The organism is Adlercreutzia sp., from assembly GCF_056795635.1.
Genome location: NZ_JBQIIT010000018.1, coordinates 1 through 18,754, shown reverse-complemented (window position 1 = coordinate 18,754; position 18,754 = coordinate 1). Strand labels below are relative to the sequence as shown.

At 68.3% G+C, this 18,754-nt stretch carries 15 protein-coding genes; 5 read left to right on the top strand and 10 right to left on the bottom strand.

Annotation, left to right across the window (positions count from 1 at the left end):
- Positions 1–134 precede the first annotated feature (134 nt).
- Positions 135–2,009 (bottom strand): DNA primase, encoded by a 1,875-nt coding sequence (dnaG, locus tag ACTOXK_RS09735; RefSeq protein WP_482277968.1) that lies wholly within the window; start codon positions 2,007–2,009, stop codon positions 135–137.
- 167 nt (positions 2,010–2,176) lie between these two features.
- Between dnaG and ACTOXK_RS09730 the strand changes: the two genes are divergently transcribed.
- Positions 2,177–3,403, top strand: a complete 1,227-nt coding sequence (locus ACTOXK_RS09730) for a deoxyguanosinetriphosphate triphosphohydrolase family protein (protein ID WP_482277967.1) — start codon at positions 2,177–2,179, stop codon at positions 3,401–3,403.
- A 68-nt stretch (positions 3,404–3,471) separates the two neighbouring features.
- Here ACTOXK_RS09730 and ACTOXK_RS09725 read toward each other — a convergent pair whose 3' ends face one another.
- A complete protein-coding gene (locus ACTOXK_RS09725; protein ID WP_482277966.1) occupies positions 3,472–5,262 on the bottom strand; it encodes an FAD-dependent oxidoreductase in 1,791 nt (596 codons plus the stop codon).
- A gap of 165 nt (positions 5,263–5,427) precedes the next feature.
- Between ACTOXK_RS09725 and ACTOXK_RS09720 the strand changes: the two genes are divergently transcribed.
- Both ACTOXK_RS09720 and ACTOXK_RS09715 read left to right on the top strand, forming a co-directional pair.
- Positions 5,428–6,141 carry a LytR/AlgR family response regulator transcription factor gene (locus ACTOXK_RS09720; protein WP_482277965.1) on the top strand — a complete coding sequence of 238 codons (714 nt, stop codon included), beginning with the start codon at positions 5,428–5,430 and terminating at the stop codon, positions 6,139–6,141.
- A complete protein-coding gene (locus ACTOXK_RS09715) occupies positions 6,138–7,493 on the top strand; it encodes an ATP-binding protein (protein WP_482277964.1) in 1,356 nt (451 codons plus the stop codon). Before ACTOXK_RS09720 ends, ACTOXK_RS09715 begins: the two co-directional genes overlap by 4 nt.
- On the opposite strand, the gene rnhA is transcribed toward ACTOXK_RS09715, so the two are convergent.
- The 7 genes from rnhA to ilvD all read right to left on the bottom strand — a co-directional run bounded on the left by rnhA (position 7,490) and on the right by ilvD (position 15,547).
- Positions 7,490–7,969, bottom strand: coding sequence for a ribonuclease HI (gene rnhA / locus ACTOXK_RS09710; protein WP_482278014.1), 480 nt, complete (start codon positions 7,967–7,969; stop codon positions 7,490–7,492). The two genes, ACTOXK_RS09715 and rnhA, sit on opposite strands and share 4 nt — an antisense overlap.
- A gap of 95 nt (positions 7,970–8,064) precedes the next feature.
- A complete protein-coding gene (locus ACTOXK_RS09705; RefSeq protein WP_482277963.1) occupies positions 8,065–9,579 on the bottom strand; it encodes a helix-turn-helix transcriptional regulator in 1,515 nt (504 codons plus the stop codon).
- A 157-nt stretch (positions 9,580–9,736) separates the two neighbouring features.
- Positions 9,737–9,997 carry a twin-arginine translocase TatA/TatE family subunit gene (gene tatA / locus ACTOXK_RS09700; RefSeq protein ID WP_482277962.1) on the bottom strand — a complete coding sequence of 87 codons (261 nt, stop codon included), beginning with the start codon at positions 9,995–9,997 and terminating at the stop codon, positions 9,737–9,739.
- A gap of 259 nt (positions 9,998–10,256) precedes the next feature.
- Positions 10,257–11,252, bottom strand: coding sequence for a ketol-acid reductoisomerase (gene ilvC / locus ACTOXK_RS09695; RefSeq protein WP_482277961.1), 996 nt, complete (start codon positions 11,250–11,252; stop codon positions 10,257–10,259).
- A gap of 43 nt (positions 11,253–11,295) precedes the next feature.
- Positions 11,296–11,778 (bottom strand): acetolactate synthase small subunit, encoded by a 483-nt coding sequence (gene ilvN, locus ACTOXK_RS09690; protein ID WP_482277960.1) that lies wholly within the window; start codon positions 11,776–11,778, stop codon positions 11,296–11,298.
- Positions 11,775–13,874, bottom strand: coding sequence for a biosynthetic-type acetolactate synthase large subunit (gene ilvB, locus ACTOXK_RS09685; RefSeq protein ID WP_482277959.1), 2,100 nt, complete (start codon positions 13,872–13,874; stop codon positions 11,775–11,777). The genes ilvN and ilvB overlap by 4 nt, the downstream gene beginning before the upstream one ends.
- On the bottom strand, positions 13,871–15,547 hold the full coding sequence (gene ilvD / locus ACTOXK_RS09680; protein WP_482277958.1) for a dihydroxy-acid dehydratase: 1,677 nt from the start codon (positions 15,545–15,547) through the stop codon (positions 13,871–13,873). The genes ilvB and ilvD overlap by 4 nt, the downstream gene beginning before the upstream one ends.
- A 542-nt stretch (positions 15,548–16,089) precedes the next feature.
- On the opposite strand from ilvD, the gene ACTOXK_RS09675 reads away from it, so the two are divergent.
- Together ACTOXK_RS09675 and ACTOXK_RS09670 are read left to right on the top strand one after the other, a co-directional pair.
- The gene (locus ACTOXK_RS09675) at positions 16,090–17,286 is read left to right on the top strand and encodes a hypothetical protein (protein ID WP_482277957.1); all 1,197 of its coding nucleotides are present in this window, start codon (positions 16,090–16,092) and stop codon (positions 17,284–17,286) included.
- A gap of 212 nt (positions 17,287–17,498) precedes the next feature.
- Entirely contained in the window at positions 17,499–18,053 is a 555-nt protein-coding gene (locus ACTOXK_RS09670; protein ID WP_482277956.1) for a gamma carbonic anhydrase family protein, read from the top strand.
- A gap of 20 nt (positions 18,054–18,073) precedes the next feature.
- Here ACTOXK_RS09670 and ACTOXK_RS09665 read toward each other — a convergent pair.
- A partial coding sequence (locus ACTOXK_RS09665) for a purine-nucleoside phosphorylase (protein WP_482279917.1) occupies positions 18,074–18,754 on the bottom strand: 681 nt, incomplete at its 5' end.

Sequence of the window (18,754 nt, the reverse complement as noted above, 5' to 3'; positions counted from 1 at the left end):
TCTTCCGCGCGACGGGCCGGGCAAAGCCGGGCCGCGCGGGCATGGGTTAACTAACTTATTGTGAACCCCCGCGCCGGTGCCGTCCAGAGCGCCCGCGAAATCTACGGAAGCCGGGAAAGCGCCGCCGGGACGCCCTAGGGGGCCGAGGGCAGGGTCCGGTGGGCGAGCCGTCGGGCCGCCACGTCCATCTGCAAGGTGGTGACCGCGGCGTGGAGCAGCTCGGCCTCCTCGGCCGACACCCCGGCGTTCAGCTGGGCTGTGAGCGAGCCGATGGCCTCCTCGGCATCGCCCAGGGCCAGCTCCTCGGCCAGGTAGGCCCCCACGGCCGCCGGTTCGCCCGCCTGGCTGGCGCCGCCCGTGAGCACGCGGCCGGCATGGGGCGTGGCCACCGTGGCCCGGGCCACCACATCGGCCGGGGCGGCGGCGGGGTTCTCCGCCAGGGTGGCCAGAATGGACTCGGCCAGCACCCGGTGCACGTCCTCCCGCCACTGGATCTGGGCCAGGGCGTCGGCATGGGCGAGCCCCACGAGGGGGTTCTGGGCCGCCAAGCTCAGGAACTCCCGCTCGAAGCGCAGACGGTTGAGCTCGGCCTGGGAGAGCGCCCGGCGCGGGACGGCCGCGGGCGTTCCCCCCTCGGCCCCGGCAGGGCCGTCCTCGCGCTCGGCGGTGCGGGGCGGCTCCAGGGCGGCCAGCAAGTTCAGCACGTCGCTCTCCTCGATGCCGAGGCGGCCATGGGCCCGCAGCGTCGACCAGATGCGCACGGCGTAGTCCTTGGCCACGAGCGACTCCTTGATGGGGGCCAGAAGCCCCAGGCACTCCCGCAGGGCCCGGTCGCGCTCGGCCGGCGCGTCCAGGTTGAAGCCGGCCAGGCGCCGCTCGATGCCGTACTCCAGCAGGGGCATGGCGTCGTCGAGCAGCGCTTGCAGGGCATCGGCGCCCCGAGCCTGCACGAATTCCGCCGGATCCAAATTGTCCGGCAGCGTCACGGCCACGAGCTCCACCTGGGAGCGCCCCGCCTCGGGGGTCATGGACTTGTCGATGAAGGCCAGGGCCCGGTCGGCCGCCTTCTGCCCGGCGGCGTCGCCGTCGAACAGGTAGACGATGCGCTTGGAGGCATGGCGCGCGAGCACCCGGATATGGCGCATGGTGAGCGCGGTGCCCAGGGTGGCCACCACATTGGCGATGCCGGCCTCGGACAGGGCGATGACGTCGGTGTAGCCCTCCACCACGATGGCGGTGCCCGTGGCGGTCATGGCCCCTTTGGCGTGATCGAGGCCGTAGAGCACCTGGGACTTGTGGAACAGGGGCGTTTCCCCCGAGTTCAGGTACTTCGGCTCGCCGGTGCCGATGACGCGCCCCCCGAAGGCGATGCAGTCGCCGGCCACGTCGAAGATGGGGAACATCACCCGGTTGTAGAAGCGGTCGCGCAGCTGGCCGCCCCGCTCCACCGCCACGTTGGCGGCCACCATATCCTCCCCTTTGAAGCCCAGCGACGACAGGTGGCGCACGAGCGCCCCCCGGCCCGGGGCGAAGCCGAGGCACCAGGTGTCGGGCACTTTCCCCCCGAAGCCCCGGCCGCCCAGGTAGGCCCGGGCCGCGTCGGCCTCGGGGCCGCGGCCGCGCATGAGCTGGGTGTGGTAGAACTCCGCCGTGCGGGCGCAGACCTCCTTCAGCCGCGCCTTGCGGCTCGCCGGAATGGAGCCGCGGCCGCCCGTTTCCACGATGTCGATGTGGGCCCGCTCGGCCAGGCGGCGCACAGCCTCGGGGAAGTTCAGGTCCTCGGTCTTCATGATGAAGGAGAACACGTCGCCCCCCTCGCCGCAGCCGAAGCAATGCCACAGCTGGGTGGACGGGTCGATCTTGAACGAGGGGGTCTTCTCCTGGTGCAGGGGGCAGCAGCACCAGAAGTCGCGGCCGCGCTGCTTCACGGGCACCCGCTCCCCGATGACGGCCACCACATCGCTGGCGTCGCGCACCTTCTGAATGTCCTCGTCGCTAATGCCCGCCACGGCCCGCCCTTCCCGTTTCCCGGGAACGCCCGCGCCAGGTGCCCCCTCTCGGGCCCCTCGCGCGCCGTCCCACTGCTCTTTTTCCTGTGAAGTATAGCACCGTCGCCGCAAACAAATGTTTCAGAGCCTACAATAGGCCGAAATCAGCGACGAGAAAGCGAGCGACTGTGACTGCGACGAATGCCATTCCCTACCTGACCTTAGACCCCCTCGTGGAGGAGGCCATCCGCGAGGACCGCGCCACCGGGGCGGCATCCCCCTGGCGCTTCCCCGACGAGGCGGTGGTGCGCCGCCGCGACCTGCCCCACGACACCGCCACCCTCACCCGCCCCGCCTTCGTGCGCGACATCGAGAAGGTGCTGAACATCCCGGCCTACAACCGCTACGCCGACAAGACCCAGGTGTTCTCGTTCACCGAGAACGACGAGATCAGCCGCCGCGGGCTCCACGTGCAGCTCGTGAGCCGCATCGCCCGGGGCATCGGCGGCCTGCTCGGCCTGAACTGCGACCTCATCGAGGCCATCGCGCTGGGCCACGACGTGGGCCACACCCCCTTCGGCCACGCCGGCGAGCGGTTCCTCTCGGCCTGCTACCACCGCCGCACCGGGCGCTACTTCAACCACAACGTCCACTCGGTGCGGGTGCTCGACGCCCTGTACCGCCGCAACGTCTCCCTCCAGACCCTAGACGGCGTGCTCTGCCACAACGGCGAGTTCGCCCAGCAGCGTCTCGTCCGCGGCGCTTGCGGCTCCTTCGCCGACCTGGACGCCCTCGTGGAGGCCTGCAACGCCGACGAGACGACCATCAAGACCCTGCGCCCCTCCACCCTGGAGGGCTGCGTGGTGCGCGTATCGGACATGATCGCCTACATCGGCAAAGACCGCCAGGACGCCCTGGCCATGGGGGTCATCGATTCCGCAGACATCTTCGACTCCGACGTCATCGGCACCACCAACGCCAAGATCATCAACAACCTCACCGTGGACATCGTGAACAACTCCTACGGCCGTGGCGAGATCGCCATGAGCGAGGAGGTCTTCGCCGACCTGAAGCGGGCGAAGCGGCAGAACTACGAGGTCATCTACTTGAAGGAGGGCATGGTGGACGACACCGAGAACCTCGTGGAGGAGATGTTCGAGGAGATGTACGGCCGCCTTTTGGCCGACCTGGTGGCCGGCCGCGAGGACTCCCCCATCTTCCGCCACCACGCAGCGCGCCTGGCCGCCACCTCCCGATCCATCGTGGCCGAGGAGTACCTGGCCGGCGACCCCAACCAGATCGTCGCGGACTACATGGCGTCCATGACCGACAGCTACTTCATGGCCATCTACGAGCACCTGTTCCCCCAAAGCCCCCGCACCATCCAGACCCGCGGCTACTGCGCCGACCTTTAGGCCTCCTCGCAGCAAAGGCCCCCGCCATGGAGCGGGGGCCTTGGGGAGGGCTCGGTTGCAGAAGCGCCCTACAGCGCGGCCACGGTCTCGCCGACGATCTTGCCCATGGTGGTGGCCCACCCGATGCTGATGCCGGCGATGGGGGTGCAGTACTGGAGAGCGAAGCGGCCGCCGCAGCTGTTGCCCGTGGCGTACAGACCGGGAATGGGGCAGTCGTCGCCATCGAGCACCTGCTGGTTGCCATCGGTGACCAAGCCCGACAGCTCCACGAGGCCGAGTTTGAACTCGCTGCTGTCGATGCAGGAAGCGTAGAACGGCGGCGTGGCGATGGGGTCCATCAGAAAGCCGTCCTTCCCGAAATCCTCGTCGACGCCCTTCGCGCACAGCTCGTTATAACGGGCCACCTCGGCGAGGAAGGTCTCCCGCGCCGCGTCTTCAAGCCCCAGGTACCCGGCCAGCTCTTCCAGCGTATCGGCGCCGTAGGTCACGCAGCCGCGAATCTTGTGGCCCTCGGCCCCAGCGGCAATAACCTGGGGCAACTCCTCCTCCAGCGACTGGAGGAAACCGCCGTCATGGAAGCCACCCGTGCCGGGGTACACGTGCTCAGGAGCATTCTTCTGCACGTACTCCTTCCAGGTGGCATCGGCCACGCCGAAGACGATGCCCTTGGGCTGGCGCATCACCTGGAACAGATTGCCCCACACCCCGAGCATGCCCTCGTTCATGAAGCGGTTGCCGTCGCGATTGAACTGCGGCACAGCGATGCCGCCGAAGGCTCCGGCGCCCATGGCCCGACCCATGGAGGCGCGGGGGCCGGGCTCCATGCGGCCGCCGGCCCAGCAGCCGAGCCGCTGTCCGTCGCCCACCCGGCCGTTGCCGACGATCTCAGCATAGTTTTGACCACGGGCCTGGACGAAATCGCGGTACTCGTCGTTCAGGGCGAACACCATCTCCGGATTGCCGCTGTAGTCGCCCGCGGCGATGATGACGCCCTTGGCCGCCGCGAACAGCCGCTGGGAGCCATCGGGGGCCTGCCCCACCACGCCGGTCGCCCGGCCGTCCTCCATGACGATCTTCACCGCGCGGCAGTTGAAGGCCCAGGTGGCGCCCAGGGCCTCGGCGGCCGCTTTCAACGCCTTGGCGGCATCGGGCCAATCGGTGCCCTCGTCCTGGAAGTGAATGGCCGACGACCAGCACTTGTAGCCGGAGATCTCGCCGGGATAGGCCGTGGGCTTCGGCACCCCGAAGATACCGCAGTTCTCGACGATGGCGCTGTCGAGATGATCGAGGATCCAGTCCAGGGTGGCGCCGCTCTCGGCGGCGAACTGGCGCACGAGCAGCGGATTGGTGCGGTTCATGTTGCGCCGCGTCCAGTCCTGGACGAACTCGGTCTCGTCGATGGTGTCGCCGCCGTGCTCGCGGGACCAGTTGGAGTTCAAGTGCCCGATATCATGGCCGAGGAAGGTGTAGTCGGCCTCGGTCTGCACTTCCATCACCGCCACCGAGGCGCCGGCCTCCGCTGCGGCCAGGGCGGCGCAGACACCGGCATTGCCGCCGCCGATGACGACGATGTCGGCCTCCACGGTATCGGTGATCGCGGTCTCGTCGATCTCGGGAGCCGCTCCCAGCCAGTCGAAGTAGGTCAGATAACCCGCCTCAACGGTAGCGTTGGCCGCCGCGGCCGGCCCCGTGGCGGCCATGGCACCCTCTGCCGGGGTCGCTTCCTGGGGAGCGCAACCGGCCAGACCGGCCAGGGCGCAACCGGCACCGGCCATAAGCGAGCCCGTCAGAAACGAGCGGCGCGTGCAGGTTCCCGTCGTCGAGCGACTCTCCAGGATCTTCCCTCTGTTCTTGTCCATAGTCTCCTTCTTTCCCTGCCGTATTCCGGGCCTTCTTGCCCGGCAGGGGCCATGATGGCCCCGCTGGATCCCCGATTCAACCGTCATCGACTCGTTGGCCCGCTGCCCCGACCAGTTGGGCGCGCCGGACCCGGAAGGGAAAGCTATACTGAGAGGAGAGGAGGAATGACCATGCTCACCGTCGTTATGGCCGAAAACTCTCCGGATGACGCCCGTATCATCCGAGACCACCTGAACCGTTTCCTTGCGGAACAGCACGAGGAGGGACACCTCGTCCACTACCCCGACGGCGAGGCGGTGGCCCTGGGGCTTGCCGGCGATGCCGACCTCGTGCTCCTCGACATCGACATGCCGCGGCTCAACGGCCTCGATGCGGCGCGGCACCTGCGGGAGCGCGGCATCGATGCGCCGCTGTGCTTCATGACGAACTACGGTTCCCTCGCCCCCGAGGGCTACGCCGTCGAAGCCATGGGGTTCCTCGTCAAGCCCGTCAGCTATCGGGCGTTCGCCTCTATCATGGAGCGCGCCCGCGTGGCCAGCGCGCACCGCCGACCCCGCCTTACAAAATTCAAGCAGGGCAAGCAGACCATCTTCGTGGATGCCGGCGAAATCCTCTATGTCGAGACTGAGCGCAAACATGTGGTCATCCACACCAAGCGCGGCGCCATTTCCTGCAGCGAGGCCATGAAGGCGATCGAGGGAAAACTCGGTGGGCACCCCTTCTTCCGCATCCACAACGCCTACCTCGTCAATCTCGCCTTCGTCCAAACCATCACCCCCACCGATGTCGTGGTGGGCGGCATGCCCCTGCCCGTCAGCAAGCACCGCCGGCGTCATTTTCTCGACACCCTGGCCCATTACATGGGGAGCGCCCTATGATAACCAACCTCATGACCCACTACGCCTCCCCTCTCTGGCTGGCCTCCACTGTCCTCGAACTCGGCCTCCTTCTTTTGTTCGTGCGGCCCCTGGAGCCCCGGGTTTTCCGTCATCCCGCCGCGATCGGAGGAGCACTGGCGGCCCTGGCCCTGCTTTGGCACGGCAACCACCTGTTGCACCTCGATTTCGCCTTCGACTTCCTTATCAATATCGCCCTGGTGACCGCCTTCATCGCGCTTACCCGGCACACGCAGCGAGGGCAGGCCCTCTATCTGGCCTGCGTGTTCCTGCTCTGCACTGAAATCGGAAAGATCGTCGCCGTGGATCTGTGCATGCAGCCACTCTACGGGACTTTGGCCCTCCTGCCCGCCGAGGCCATCGCCGCGCTCTGGATCACCCTGTCCACCCTCTTCAGCGCCGTGGCCCTCGCCGTCGTTCGCCGATGGGCCTTCTGCGCGGGCATCAGCCTGCTCTCATGGGGACAGAGCCTCTTCATCCTGCTGCCCCTCATCCCCTACACCTTCATACGGAATGCCGGCTACGTGTACGACTACTCCAATCCCGCCCTCTATCAGGACATGGTCATCGTGCTGCTGCTCCTGAGCCTGTGCACCGTCGTCATCATCGTGGCCAACGCCCATAACCTGGCGGCCCAAGTAAGCGCCAACGAGGTGCTCTCCATGCAGCAGCTCCTTCGGGACCAGCATCTTCACATCATCACCCAGCGCAGCGCCGCCGAAGCGGTGAATCGCCGTCACCATGATCTCAAGCACGTTATCTCCCGGCTGGAATCCCTTGCCGAGAACGGCTCCAACGACTCCCTCGACGAACTGCGCGCATTCGCCGGAACCCTCCAGCGCGAGATCGATCCCTATGTCCCCGATGTGCGCACGGGCAACGACGTCCTCGATGTCCTGCTGACCGAGAAGTACCGCCAATGCCTCGAGAGCAACCTGCGCCCCTCCTTCTTCGTGGACGGCAGCCGTCTCTCCTTCGTCAACGACTTCGACCTGTGCACCCTCATAGGCAATGCCGCGGACAACGCCATGGAGGCCACCGCCCGGCTCTGCGCCGACGAGCCGCGGGACTTCTCGCTCTCGGTCACCTACCGCGCCGACATCGCCGTCATCCGTTGCGTAAATCGCTTCAGCGGGACCATTGATGCGGGCGCAGCCCTGCCCCGCACGACCAAGGAAGACGACGGAACCCACGGTATCGGCATGCGCTCCATGGAGAAGACCGCTGAGAAGTACGGCGGCCACTTGTCGTGGTCGGTCGAGGGGGATCGATTCACCCTCGTCATCATGCTGCCCATCCCGCCCGGGCCGGGTCGGCCGCACGCGGGGGTCTAGGGACGAAAACCCGTATCCACCTGATGGCACGCGGGATTGTCGGCGGCGGCGGTGGCCAGGGCGTCGCAGCGCTCGTTCTCGGCGTGGCCCGCATGGCCCTTCACCCACACGAACTTCACGGTGTGGGGCTCCTTGGCCGCCAAGAGGCGCTTCCACAGATCGACGTTCTTCACCGGCTGTTTCTGCGCGTTCTTCCAGCCCCGCTTGAGCCAGCCGGCCACCCAGTTCTGGTTGAAGGCGTTCACCAAGTACTGGGAATCGGAGTACACCGTCACGGTGCAGGGGCGGCGCAGGGCCTCCAGGCCCACGATGCAGCCGAGCAGCTCCATGCGGTTGTTGGTGGTACAGGAGAAGCCCTCGGAGAACTCCTTCTCGTGCACGGCCCCCGAGGGGGCCCGGTAGCGCAGGATGGTACCATAGCCGCCCGGGCCCGGGTTGCCGCGGGAGCTCCCATCGGAATACAAGGTTACGTCCATGACGTCCTTTCTCTCTCGCGCCGCGCGGCGCCCGTCGCCCACGCGGCCGGCTTCGGCGAACTCGTTGAAGGTGAAGCCCGTCTGAGCGGCCATGGCTACAGTTCCCCCTCGGTGCGCTCACCGAGGTCGATGAGCTCTTGGCGGGTGTGCACGCCGCACTTGGCGTAGATGCGGCGCAGGTGGGTGTCCACGGTGTTCTTCGAGATGAAGAACTCGCCGGCGATGCGCTCGGCCGTGCGACCCCGCAGGGCCAAGGGCAGTATCTCCGCCTCGCGCTTGGAGAGCTTGGCCTCGGCGGCGATGCGGGAGCACGCCTCGTCGAAGCGGTCGCTCTTGGCCACCACCACCGACAGGGCCGCCATGTCGCGATCGGTGAACAGGAACAGGTAGGCGTAGAGCGCCGCTACCCCGGCCAGGGTGACCAGGACCGGCGCCGCCCCCGCCCCGCCGAAGGCCGCCAGGGCCCCGGCACCGGCCAGCACACCGAGGATCTCGCCGGCGAACAGGGCCGCGAAGCCCCGGGCGATGGAGGCGGTGGCATCGCGGCCGGCGATGCGCCCCATGATGAGGAACAGCGACACGAGCACCGAGAACACGCCGAGGTACCCCGCCAGCACCACGGCCACGCCGGCCACGGCCACGCGTTCCAGAAGCGGCACGGCGATGAAGCCGCCCACCATGAGCAGCACGGCCAAGCGGTAGGCACCGCCGAGCGGGCCCGTTTCCCGATTGGAGCCGGTCGGCAGCACCGCGCGGGTGCCGAGCGACAGCGGACGGCCGCCGTAAAGCTGCAGGGCCGCCACGCAATAGAGCACGAACAGGATGAAGGTGACGGAGAGCGAGGTATGGGAGGCCGCCTGGGCCCGGGCCGTCATGGCCTCGATGGCACCGGTGGCCAGGCCGAACATCACGGTGCCCCCCAGGATGCGGCCCGACAGCTTGGTGGCCTCGTCGTCGGGGGCATCGGAAGCGCTCGGAGCCGAGGCGGGCGCGCCGGCGCCTTCTCCGCCCGCGGCTGCTTCCCCATCTGCTGCGTCGGCATCGGCCATGGCCGCCAGGGCCCGCAGCCCCCAGGCGCTTCCCAAGGGCAGGGCGTACAGCAAAAGCGGGGCCTCGGCCACGGGCAGCGCCACCACCAAAAAGCAGACGGCAGCCCCCAGGGCGCTGCCGATGAACACCTCGGGCACCGACCGGTCGATGGGCGCCGCCCCCAGGGCGCGGCCCCACAGGCACAGCAGCAGCGCCAGGGGCACCCCCACGAGCAAGCCCTCCAGCAGGGCGAATCCGATCCACGGCGCCTCGGGCAGCAGCGATTGCAGCACCACGAGCGCCAGCAGGGCCAGCACGAGCGGAGCGGCGAACAGGTTCGCGAGCCCGTCGCCGGCGCGCAGCAGCGCCGCGCGGCACCGTCGGTGCAACATGAGGGCGAACGTGGCCGCCATCACAGCGAGCAGGCAGAGCAGATCGGCGCGATCGGCCAAAAACCCGCGCTCGGGCCCGGCCACCGAGCCGTCTAGATACAGCATTGTGAAGAGGAAGGCCTGGTTGCAGCCGAAGCCGATGATGGCGCATCGCGCCTGCCGCAGCCGCGGCGATGTCGGATAGCCCATGGGCCCTCCCCTCTCATTCGTCGTTCATTACCAGCCGTCTATTGTACCCCAAAACGAAGCGAAGCGGCGCTTGCCAAAAGGCAGACGCCGCTTCGCTTGGGAGGGAGGGTTGAACGCCCCGCGCCCGAGGGCCGCGGGGTCGGTTCACAAAGGGAGGTTAATCGGCCTTCTTCTTGACGACCTTCTTGACCGCGGTGGTCTGGGCGCCGGCCGTGGCGGGGGCGGGCTCGTCCTCGACGATCTCGACGACCTCTTCCTCTTCGTCGTCCTTCTTGTCGAAGGCCATGCCCTCGCGCAGGCTCTTGACGGTCTTGCCGAGGGAGGCGCCGAGCTTGGGCAGGTTCTTCGGGCCGAAGATGAGCAGCACGACGACGAGGATGATAACGAGTTCGGGCACGCCCAGTCCGAGGATCTTCATGAGATAGTCTCCTTCTTGGTTTCAGGTGCGCCCCGAAAGTGTTCCCTCCGCGGCGCCGCTTGCTTGCGCTTCGATGGCGTCCATAATGCCTCCCTCCAAGGTCGCCGCCTATCACGCAGACCCGTGATTTTGTCACGTGAACCGAAAATCTTCCTGTCACATCTTTACGTGACAAGGATAGTTTTACCTGTTCAGAACTATTAACAGAAAAAGGGCCGACCGAGGTCGGCCCCCCTTGGGATGAGAATGGGAGACGTTCCTACTCGTGAGTCCGGGAGAACATGGAGCGGATGCGCTCGCCGGTCTGCTCGATCTCGTGGCCGTTGATGGCCTCGCGCTGCTCGAGGAGCCAGGCGTGGCCGTTCTTGCAGTCGGCGACGAACTCGCGGGCGAAGGAGCCGTCCTGGATGCGGGCGAGGATCTCGCGCATGGCCTCGCGGCTCTGCTCGTTGATGACCTTCGGGCCCGCGTAGTACTCGCCGTACTCGGCGGTGTTGGAGATGGAGTAGTTCATGAAGTGGATGCCGCTCTCGTACATGAGGTCCACAATCATCTTCATCTCGTGGTAGCACTCGAAGTAGGCGAGCTCGGGCGGGTAGCCCGCCTCCACCAAGGTCTCGAAGCCGGCCTTCACCAGCTCCACGAGGCCGCCGCAGAGCACGGCCTGCTCGCCGAAGAGGTCCTCCTCGGTCTCCTGGGCGAAGGTGGCCTTGATGATGCCGGAGCGCGCCCCGCCCACGCCCCAGGCGTAGGAGAGCGCCGTGTCCCACGCGGTGCCCGAGGCATCCTGGGCCACGCAGATGAGGTCCGGCACGCCGGAGCCCTGCGTGTACTGGCGGCGCACGATATGGCCGGGGCCCTTCGGCGCGCACATGATGACGTCCACGTCCTCGGGCGGCGTGATGTAGCCGTAGTGCACGTTGAAGCCGTGGGCGAAGGCGAGGGTGTCGCCGGCCTTCAAGTGCGGGGCGACGAACTCCTCGTACACCGCAGGCTGCAGCTCGTCGGGCACGAGGATCATGATGAGGTCCGCCTCCTCGGCGGCGGTGTCCATATCGCACACGCGCAGGCCCGCCTCCTCGGCCGCGGCGCGGGACGCCGAGCCCTCGCGCAGGCCCACGCGCACATCGCAGCCGGAATCCCTCAGGTTCAGCGCGTGGGCATGGCCCTGGGACCCGTAGCCGATGACGGCGATCTTCTTGTCCTTGATGATGGCGGGGTTGCAGTCCTGCTCGTAGTAGATGGTGACAGCCATGGGTTTCCTTTCTCGTCGGTGGCTGGTGTGCGGTAAACAGGGGCTAGTCGCGGCTCGAGCGCGACAGGGCGATCTTGCCGGTGCGGACGATCTCCTTGATGCCGTAGGCGCGGAACAGATCTTCCAGGCCCGTGAGCTTCGCGTCGTCGCCGGTGGCCTCCACGGTAAGCGTCGAGCGGCCCACGTCGACGATCTTCGCGCGGAAGATGTTGGCGATCTCGATGACCTCCCCTCTTCGCTCGGGCGGCGCGCACACCTTGAACAGCGCCAGCTCGCGCTCGATGGCCCCCTCGTCGGTGAGATCGGTGATCTTGTGAACGCTGATGAGCTTGTGCAGCTGCTTGGTGATCTGCTCGAAGGCCACGTCGTCGGCCATGACGATGGCGGTGACGCGCGACATGGTGGCGTCCTCGGTCGGTCCCACCGACAGCGACTCGATATTGAAGCCGCGCCGGGAAATGAGGCCGGTCACGCGGGAGAGCACGCCGGGGCGGTTCTCCACCAGAACGGACAGGATGTGCTTCATCGCCGGGCCTCCTTTCCCCCGTCGCCGTCGCGGAAGAGGGTCTTCCAGTCTTCGGGGCGCACGTCCACCGTGGAGCCGTCCTGGCCCAGGCGCGCGCCGGTATCCTCGGGATCTATCTCCCAACGGCCGCCGAACTGGGCGTCGATCTTGGCGCACGGCGACGTGGCCCCGGACGGCGCGGCGGCCGTGCGGGCCCGCGGGGATCCGGAAGCGGCGGGCACATCGGTGCGCACGGCGCCCACGGCCACGTCGATGGCGCCCATGACGTTGTCGAGGGCCGCCCCGGGTGCCACCATGGGATACACGTTCTGCTCGGGCGAGATGGCCACGTCCAGCAGGTAGGGCCCCGGCGCGGCCAGCATGCGGGCGATGGCGGCCGCCACCTCGCCGGGCGCTTCCACCCGCTCCCCCTCCCAGCCGTAGGCCGCCGCCAGCTTCACGAAGTCGGGCACCGGCTCTAAGAGCGTTTGGGAGTAGCGGCGACTGTAGAACAGCTTCTGCCACTGGTGCACCATGCCCAGACAGCGGTTGTCGAGGATCATCACCTTGACGGGAACGCCGTTGATGGCGGCGGTGGCCATCTCCTGGGAGTTCATTTGGAACGACCCGTCGCCGGCGATGCAGACGACCGTCGCGTCGGGGTGCGCCACCGCGGCCCCGATGGCCGCCGGGAAGCCGAAGCCCATGGTGCCCAGGCCGCCGGAGGACAGGAAGGTGCGCGGCCGCTCGCGGTGCAGGAACTGATGGGCCCACATCTGGTGCTGGCCCACCTCGGTGGTGACGATGGAAGTATCCGGGTCCAGCTGGCGCCCGAGCTCGGCGATGACCAGCTCGGGAACGATCTCGTCCTCTTCCTCGTTCACCGCCATGTTGGGATGGTAGAACGGATAGCGCTCCCGCCACGCGGCGATATCGGCCAGCCACTGGCCGTCGCGCGGGGTCGCGCCGGCCTTGGCGAGGCAGTCCAGCATGCCCGCGAGCACGCCCTTCAAGTCTCCCACGATGGGCACGTCCGCATCGCGGATCTTGCCGATCTCGGCCGGGTCGATGTCGATGTGCACGATCTTGGCGTTGGGGGCGAACTCGGACACGCGCCCGGTGACGCGGTCGGAGAAGCGGGCTCCCGCCGCGATGATGAGGTCGGCCTCGGTCATGGCCATGTTCGAGTACTTCGCCCCGTGCATGCCCACCGGCCCCAGGTTCAGCGGGTGGCTCGCCGGCACGCCCCCCTTGCCCATGAGGGTGACCACGGCGGGCACCTGCATGGCGTCCATGAGGGCCACGAGCTCCTCGGTGGCGCCCGAGGAGATGACGCCGCCGCCCACGTACAGAAGCGGCTGCTCGGCCTCTTCCAGCAGGCGGCAGGCCGTGCGGATCTGCTTGGCGTTGCCGCGGTAGGTGGGCTTGTAGGAGGGCAGGCTCACCGCATCGGGGTACTCGAAGACCATGGTCTCGCCGGCCACATCGCTCGGAATGTCGATGAGCACCGGGCCGGGGCGCCCTGTGACGGCGATATGGAAGGCCTCGCGGATGGTGCGGGTGAGCTCGCCGGTGGACTGTAGCAGGTAGGAGTGTTTCACCACGGGCATGGTGATGCCCACGATGTCGGATTCCTGGAACGAGTCGGTGCCGATGACCCCGCGGCCCACCTGGCCGGTGATGACGACCAGCGGCACCGAGTCCATGTAGGCGGTGGCGATGCCCGTGACGGTGTTGGTGGCGCCCGGGCCCGAAGTGACCATCGCCACGCCGGCGCGTCCCGTGGCCCGGGCATACCCGTCGGCCATGTGCACGGCCCCCTGCTCGTGGCGGGCGAGCACATGGGTGATCTGGTCGGAGTCGTACAGCGCGTCGTAGAGCTTGATGGCCTGGCCGCCCGGATAGCCGAACACGGTCGTGACCCCCTCGGCCTCCAGGCTCGCCACCACGGCCTCGGCGCCGAGCATGGCGCGCCCCTGCTTGGCCGTGCGCGAGCCGGCGCCGCGGGGCGCCCCCTGGGTAGCGGCGCTGCGCCGGGCCGGCACGGCGGGCGCGCCCTCGCTCGCGGCGCTGCGGCGCGCGGGCCGCGCCCCTTCCCTGTTCTCGGTCTCGGTCATAGGACGATCGCCCCCTTGTCAGCGGAAGTTACCAGTTTCGCGTATTTGGCCAGCACGCCGTGGCGGTGCCTGGGCGCCGGCGGCACCCAGGCGGCCCGACGCCGAGCCAGCTCGTCGTCGCCCACGTTCAGGGTCAGGCGGCCGCCCTCGATGTCCACGGTGACCGAGTCGCCCTCGCAGATGAGCGCGATGGGGCCGCCCGCGGCCGCCTCGGGACTCACGTGCCCCACGGCCGGCCCCTTGGTGGCGCCCGAGAAGCGGCCGTCGGTGATGAGCGCCACGCTCTCGGAGAGCCCGCGGCCGCAGATGGCCGAGGTGGGCGCGAGCATCTCGCGCATGCCCGGGCCGCCGGCCGGGCCCTCGTAGCGGATGACCACCACGTCTCCGGGAACGATGTCGCCCCCGCCTATGGCCGCGCAGGCCGCCTCCTCGGAGTCGAACACGCGCGCCGGGCCGGTGTGGCACAGCATGGAAGGGGCCACGGCGGCCTTCTTCACCATGGCCCCGTCCGGCGCGATGTTGCCGTGGAGCACCCGCAGGGCCCCTTCGGCCGAGAAGGGGTTGTCGTGGGCGCGGACGACCTCGCCGTCGGCCCCGGCGCAGGCGGCGTGCATGTGATCGAGGTAATCTCCCATGGGCCCCATGCAGGTGCGGGCGTCCCGGTCGATGAGGCCCAGCTTATCGAGCTCGGCCATGACCACCGGCACGCCGCCCACGCGGTGCAGGTCGATGAGCGGCCGCGGGCCGGCCGGCGCGAGCTTCACCAGATGCGGCGTGCGCGCGCTGGCGGCGTCCCACGTGTCCATGGTGACGGGGCAGCCCGCCGCGGCCGCGATGGCCGTGAGGTGCAGCACCGTGTTGGTGGAGCCGCCGAAGGCCATATCGCACTCCATAGCGTTGTGCACAGCCGCCCCGTTCAAGATGTCTCTCAGGCACACGTTCTCGCCCACGAGCTCCATCACCTTCATGCCGGCGCGCTTGGCCAGGCGGATGCGCTCGGAATACACCGCGGGCACCGTGCCGTTGCCGGGAAGGGCTATCCCCAAGGCCTCGCACAGGCAGTTCATGGAATTCGCCGTGAACATGCCCGAGCAGCTGCCGCAGGTGGGGCAGGCCGTGTCCTCGAAGTAGGCCAGCTCCTCCTCGGTCATGGTGCCGGCGGCCACCTTGGCCGCCCCGTCGAAGAGCGTGTTCAGATCGGTGGCGGTGCCGTCGGGGGCCACCCCGGGCAGCATCGGGCCGCCCGAGACGAACACCGTGGGCACGTTCACCCGCAGCGCCCCTAAGATCATGCCGGGCACGATCTTGTCGCAGTTGGGGATGCACACCATGCCGTCGAAGGCGTGTCCGGCCACGGCGCATTCCACCGAGTCGGCGATGACCTCGCGGCTCACGAGCGAATAGCGCATGCCCTCGTGGTTCATGGCGATGCCGTCGCACACCCCGATGGTGGAGATCTCGAAGGGCACGCCGCCGGCCAGGTAGATGCCGGCTTTCACGGCCTCGCAGATCTTGTCGAGGTGGGTGTGCCCGGGGATGATGTCGCTGCGCGCGTTGACGACGGCGATGAAGGGACGATCCATCTCCTCGTCGGTGATGCCGTCGGCCTTCAGCAGGCCCCGGTGCGGCGCGCGGGCCGCCCCGCGCTTGATCTGGTCGCTGCGCAATGCCACTGGCTCTCCTCTCTTCCCGTGCCGGACTTCCTTCCGGCAAACAAAAAACCCGCTGCTTTCGCACCGGGTCCGGGATGAGCCAGCCTAGGCCAGGGCGAGCCTGGCCGCAGAAGAGCCTCGACATATGACGGTGTCGCCGGTCCGGTGCTACTTGCGCACCCGCACCCGGCGGTAAGCCGGCAGCACGGGCGTCGTTCTCACCAAACTGCTCGGAGGGCTTGTTCGGAACGGCCGACGCCTGCTCGCAGATTCCGCAGGCTTGCTGTCAGACGGCTTGGCCCCTACTGGTCCTCGTCAACGCATGTGCGTTATGAACTTGGCTGCGCAGTATACCCCTTCTTCTCGCCAACGCAAGGCGAAACGCTCAACTTTCTTTTCGACGGCTCGGAAACAGGTACGCTACAACAGGCAACGCCAGCGCCACAAGCGGGCGACGAGTCCCTCTCCTTCCGGTGACGGTTGACAGGTTGTCACCGATGCCACACGGGCAGTTCGTATGATCTTAAGCGACTGTATCAGCGCCGTGAGAGAGGATAGGGACCATGGCCGCGACGACTACCGTGAGAGTGCACCGCCGGAAGAGCCCCGCCGCGGCGCGACGCAGCGAGACCGTAGCTGAGGCCCGAAAGAGGGCATCGGCTTGGATGACGGTGGCGGCAACCCGGCTCAAGGAGGCCCTGCCCGTCCACGAGGGCCGCGGCACCAAGGCTGCGCCGACGGTCGCCTCATCGGCAGACGGTGCTGAAACGAGTAAAGGCCCACTCGCAGCATCAGGGCCGTCGCCCGTACCTCTCGCCGCCGCGCGCAAGGCCGTCGGCGCGGTGCGAGACGCCCTCACCCCCACCCCAGCGACCGCTCCAGCGCGCCGAGACCGCAGCCGGGTGCTCCCCGCCACGAGCGAGCCCCTCTCCCCCAACGGCGGCGCGGTTCGCGCCGACGCCGTCATCGCCACCCGGGCCCGGCGGGGCACATACCCCCTGGCGGCGCCGTCGTGGCACGCTTTCCGCGGCTACGTCACCGACCGCTCCGACTGGGACGAGCTGCGCTCCGTGGGGCTGCCCGCCATGATGCGCGCCCACCGCGCTCTCGCGCTCGCCATCGCGGCGGCGGGCGCGGCCCTCGTGCTCACCCTGGTGGCGCTCGCGGCTTACTTCTGCCTGGCGCCCGCCACCGCCTCGGCCAATTCCCCCTACGAGGCCGCCGAGACGGCCGCGCCGACGAGCACCCCGGCAAGCCAGTGGAAGGCCGGCGAGATACCCTCCCTGTACCAGGCCGATGCCGCCTGGGGTGACATTCCCTACGGCCAGGCGACCCTGGGCGAGGCCGGCGCCGCTCCCACGGGCTTCGCCATGGCCTACGTGGCCGTCACGGGAGATACCGCCAAGACCCCGGCGGACTTCGCGCAGTGGGCCACCGATCACGACCTGACGGCCGCCGGCGCCGATACGGTGCAGACCTTCCTCGCCGAGGCGGCCTGCGAATTCGGCCTCTCGCTGAAGCTGATCGAGGTGGACGACCACGCCCTGCGCCGGGCCATCGTCTCGAACATCCCCGTCATCGTCGTGACCGAGCCCGGCACCTTCGCCCCCGTGGCCAGCCTCATCGTCCTCGACGACATCGACGGCAACAGCCGCATCGTGCTCCACGACTCCGCAAGCGCGGCGCGCACGGCGAAGAGCTGGAGCTTCAACGACATCACCGGCGCCGCCCTGGCCGCCTACGAGGTGTCCGCCGCCTAGCGGCTTTCGGGCGCCGCATCTTCACGACAGAGTATCCGGCGCCTCCGGGCTACGAGATCTGTCCCTTCGAGACCGCACGCGGGCGCAGATGCAACGGTTCGAGCGGTTTGGGTGTTTCCTCCGATCACCGGGAGCGCTAAGGTAGGGAAAGCAAGAGCGCATGGCGATCGCGCCGACCGCCATGCGCTCATCCCATCGCCAAAGGAGACGCCATGACCTACCGCAACGTGAGCCTGCACCCCGCCTGCCGCATCGCGCCGAACGCCACCCTCGTGGGCAATGTGGAAGTGGCCGGAAACGCCACCATTCTGTTCAACGCCACCCTGCGCGGCGACTACGGCAGCCGCATCCGCATCGGCGAGGGCTCCAACGTGCAGGAGAACAGCTGCCTGCACCTCGACTACGACCAGGACTGCCTCGTGGGCCGCGGCGTAACCATCGGACACGGGGCGGTGGTTCACGGCTGCACCCTCGGGGACAACGTGCTCGTGGGCATGGGGGCCGTGGTGATGAACGGCGCCGTGATCGGCGACAACTCGCTCGTGGCCGCCGGGGCGCTTGTCACCGAGGGCACGGTTGTGCCGGAAGGCTCGCTCGTGGTGGGCGTGCCGGCAAAAGTGCGCCGGACGCTCACGGCCGAGGAGATCGAGGGCAACCGCGCGGCCGCTGCGGGCTACGCCGCCATCGGGGCCCAGCTCGTGGAGGAGGGCATCCTCTACGCCGGCGCCGACGTGCCCCGCGACATCCGCACCATCGCCCTGGTGTAGAGGGCTTCCCGAGCCGGACCCTACAGCTGTTCCAAAATCCCCTCGATGAGACGGCAGAAGTCCCCCTGGCGGGCCTCTCCCACCTCGTGCACCTCCTCATCGGAGGGGCTCGCGCCCTCCACCCCGCAGGCCATGTTGCTCACGAGCGAGATGCCGAGCACACGAAGGCCCACATGGCGCGCGGCGATGACCTCCTCGCACACCGACATGGCCACCGTATCGGCTCCCCACTTGCGGAACATGCGGATCTCAGCAGGCGTCTCGAACGAGGGGCCGAGCAAACCCAGGTACACGCCCTCCTGCACGGGAATCGAAAACTCATCTGCCGTCTCGCGTGCGAGCGCGCGGAGCTCAGGGTCGTAGGCATCAAGCATCGAGAAGAAGCGCGGGGCCATGGCATCGGGCGCCGTGCCCGTGATGGGATTTCGCCCGGTGAAGTTCAGCTGATCGGCCATGATGCAGAACTCGCCCACGCGGTAACTCTCGTTAATGGCGCCGGCGGCATTCGTGGTGATGAGCGTGCGCGCCCCGAGACGCTCCATGAGCCACACGGGAAAGGCCACTTCCTGAGCCGAATAGCCCTCGTAGCCGTGCAGGCGCCCCTGCATGGCGAGCACCCGCTTGCCGCCGAGCATGCCGGCCACGAAACGCCCCACATGGCCCGAGGCCGTGGACACCCCCATGCCGGGCACCTCGCCAAA

Excerpts from the sequence above, each read along its gene's own strand:
- ACTOXK_RS09725 (WP_482277966.1), bottom strand. The coding sequence starts at position 5,262 with ATGGACAAGAACAGAGGGAAGATCCTGGAGAGTCGCTCGACGACGGGA.
- rnhA (WP_482278014.1), bottom strand. The coding sequence starts at position 7,969 with ATGGACGTAACCTTGTATTCCGATGGGAGCTCCCGCGGCAACCCGGGC.
- ACTOXK_RS09720 (WP_482277965.1), top strand. The coding sequence starts at position 5,428 with ATGACCATGCTCACCGTCGTTATGGCCGAAAACTCTCCGGATGACGCC.
- ACTOXK_RS09705 (WP_482277963.1), bottom strand. The coding sequence starts at position 9,579 with ATGGGCTATCCGACATCGCCGCGGCTGCGGCAGGCGCGATGCGCCATC.
- ilvC (WP_482277961.1), bottom strand. The coding sequence starts at position 11,252 with ATGGCTGTCACCATCTACTACGAGCAGGACTGCAACCCCGCCATCATC.
- ACTOXK_RS09675 (WP_482277957.1), top strand. The coding sequence starts at position 16,090 with ATGGCCGCGACGACTACCGTGAGAGTGCACCGCCGGAAGAGCCCCGCC.
- tatA (WP_482277962.1), bottom strand. The coding sequence starts at position 9,997 with ATGAAGATCCTCGGACTGGGCGTGCCCGAACTCGTTATCATCCTCGTC.
- ACTOXK_RS09715 (WP_482277964.1), top strand. The coding sequence starts at position 6,138 with ATGATAACCAACCTCATGACCCACTACGCCTCCCCTCTCTGGCTGGCC.
- ACTOXK_RS09670 (WP_482277956.1), top strand. The coding sequence starts at position 17,499 with ATGACCTACCGCAACGTGAGCCTGCACCCCGCCTGCCGCATCGCGCCG.
- ilvB (WP_482277959.1), bottom strand. The coding sequence starts at position 13,874 with ATGACCGAGACCGAGAACAGGGAAGGGGCGCGGCCCGCGCGCCGCAGC.
- ilvN (WP_482277960.1), bottom strand. The coding sequence starts at position 11,778 with ATGAAGCACATCCTGTCCGTTCTGGTGGAGAACCGCCCCGGCGTGCTC.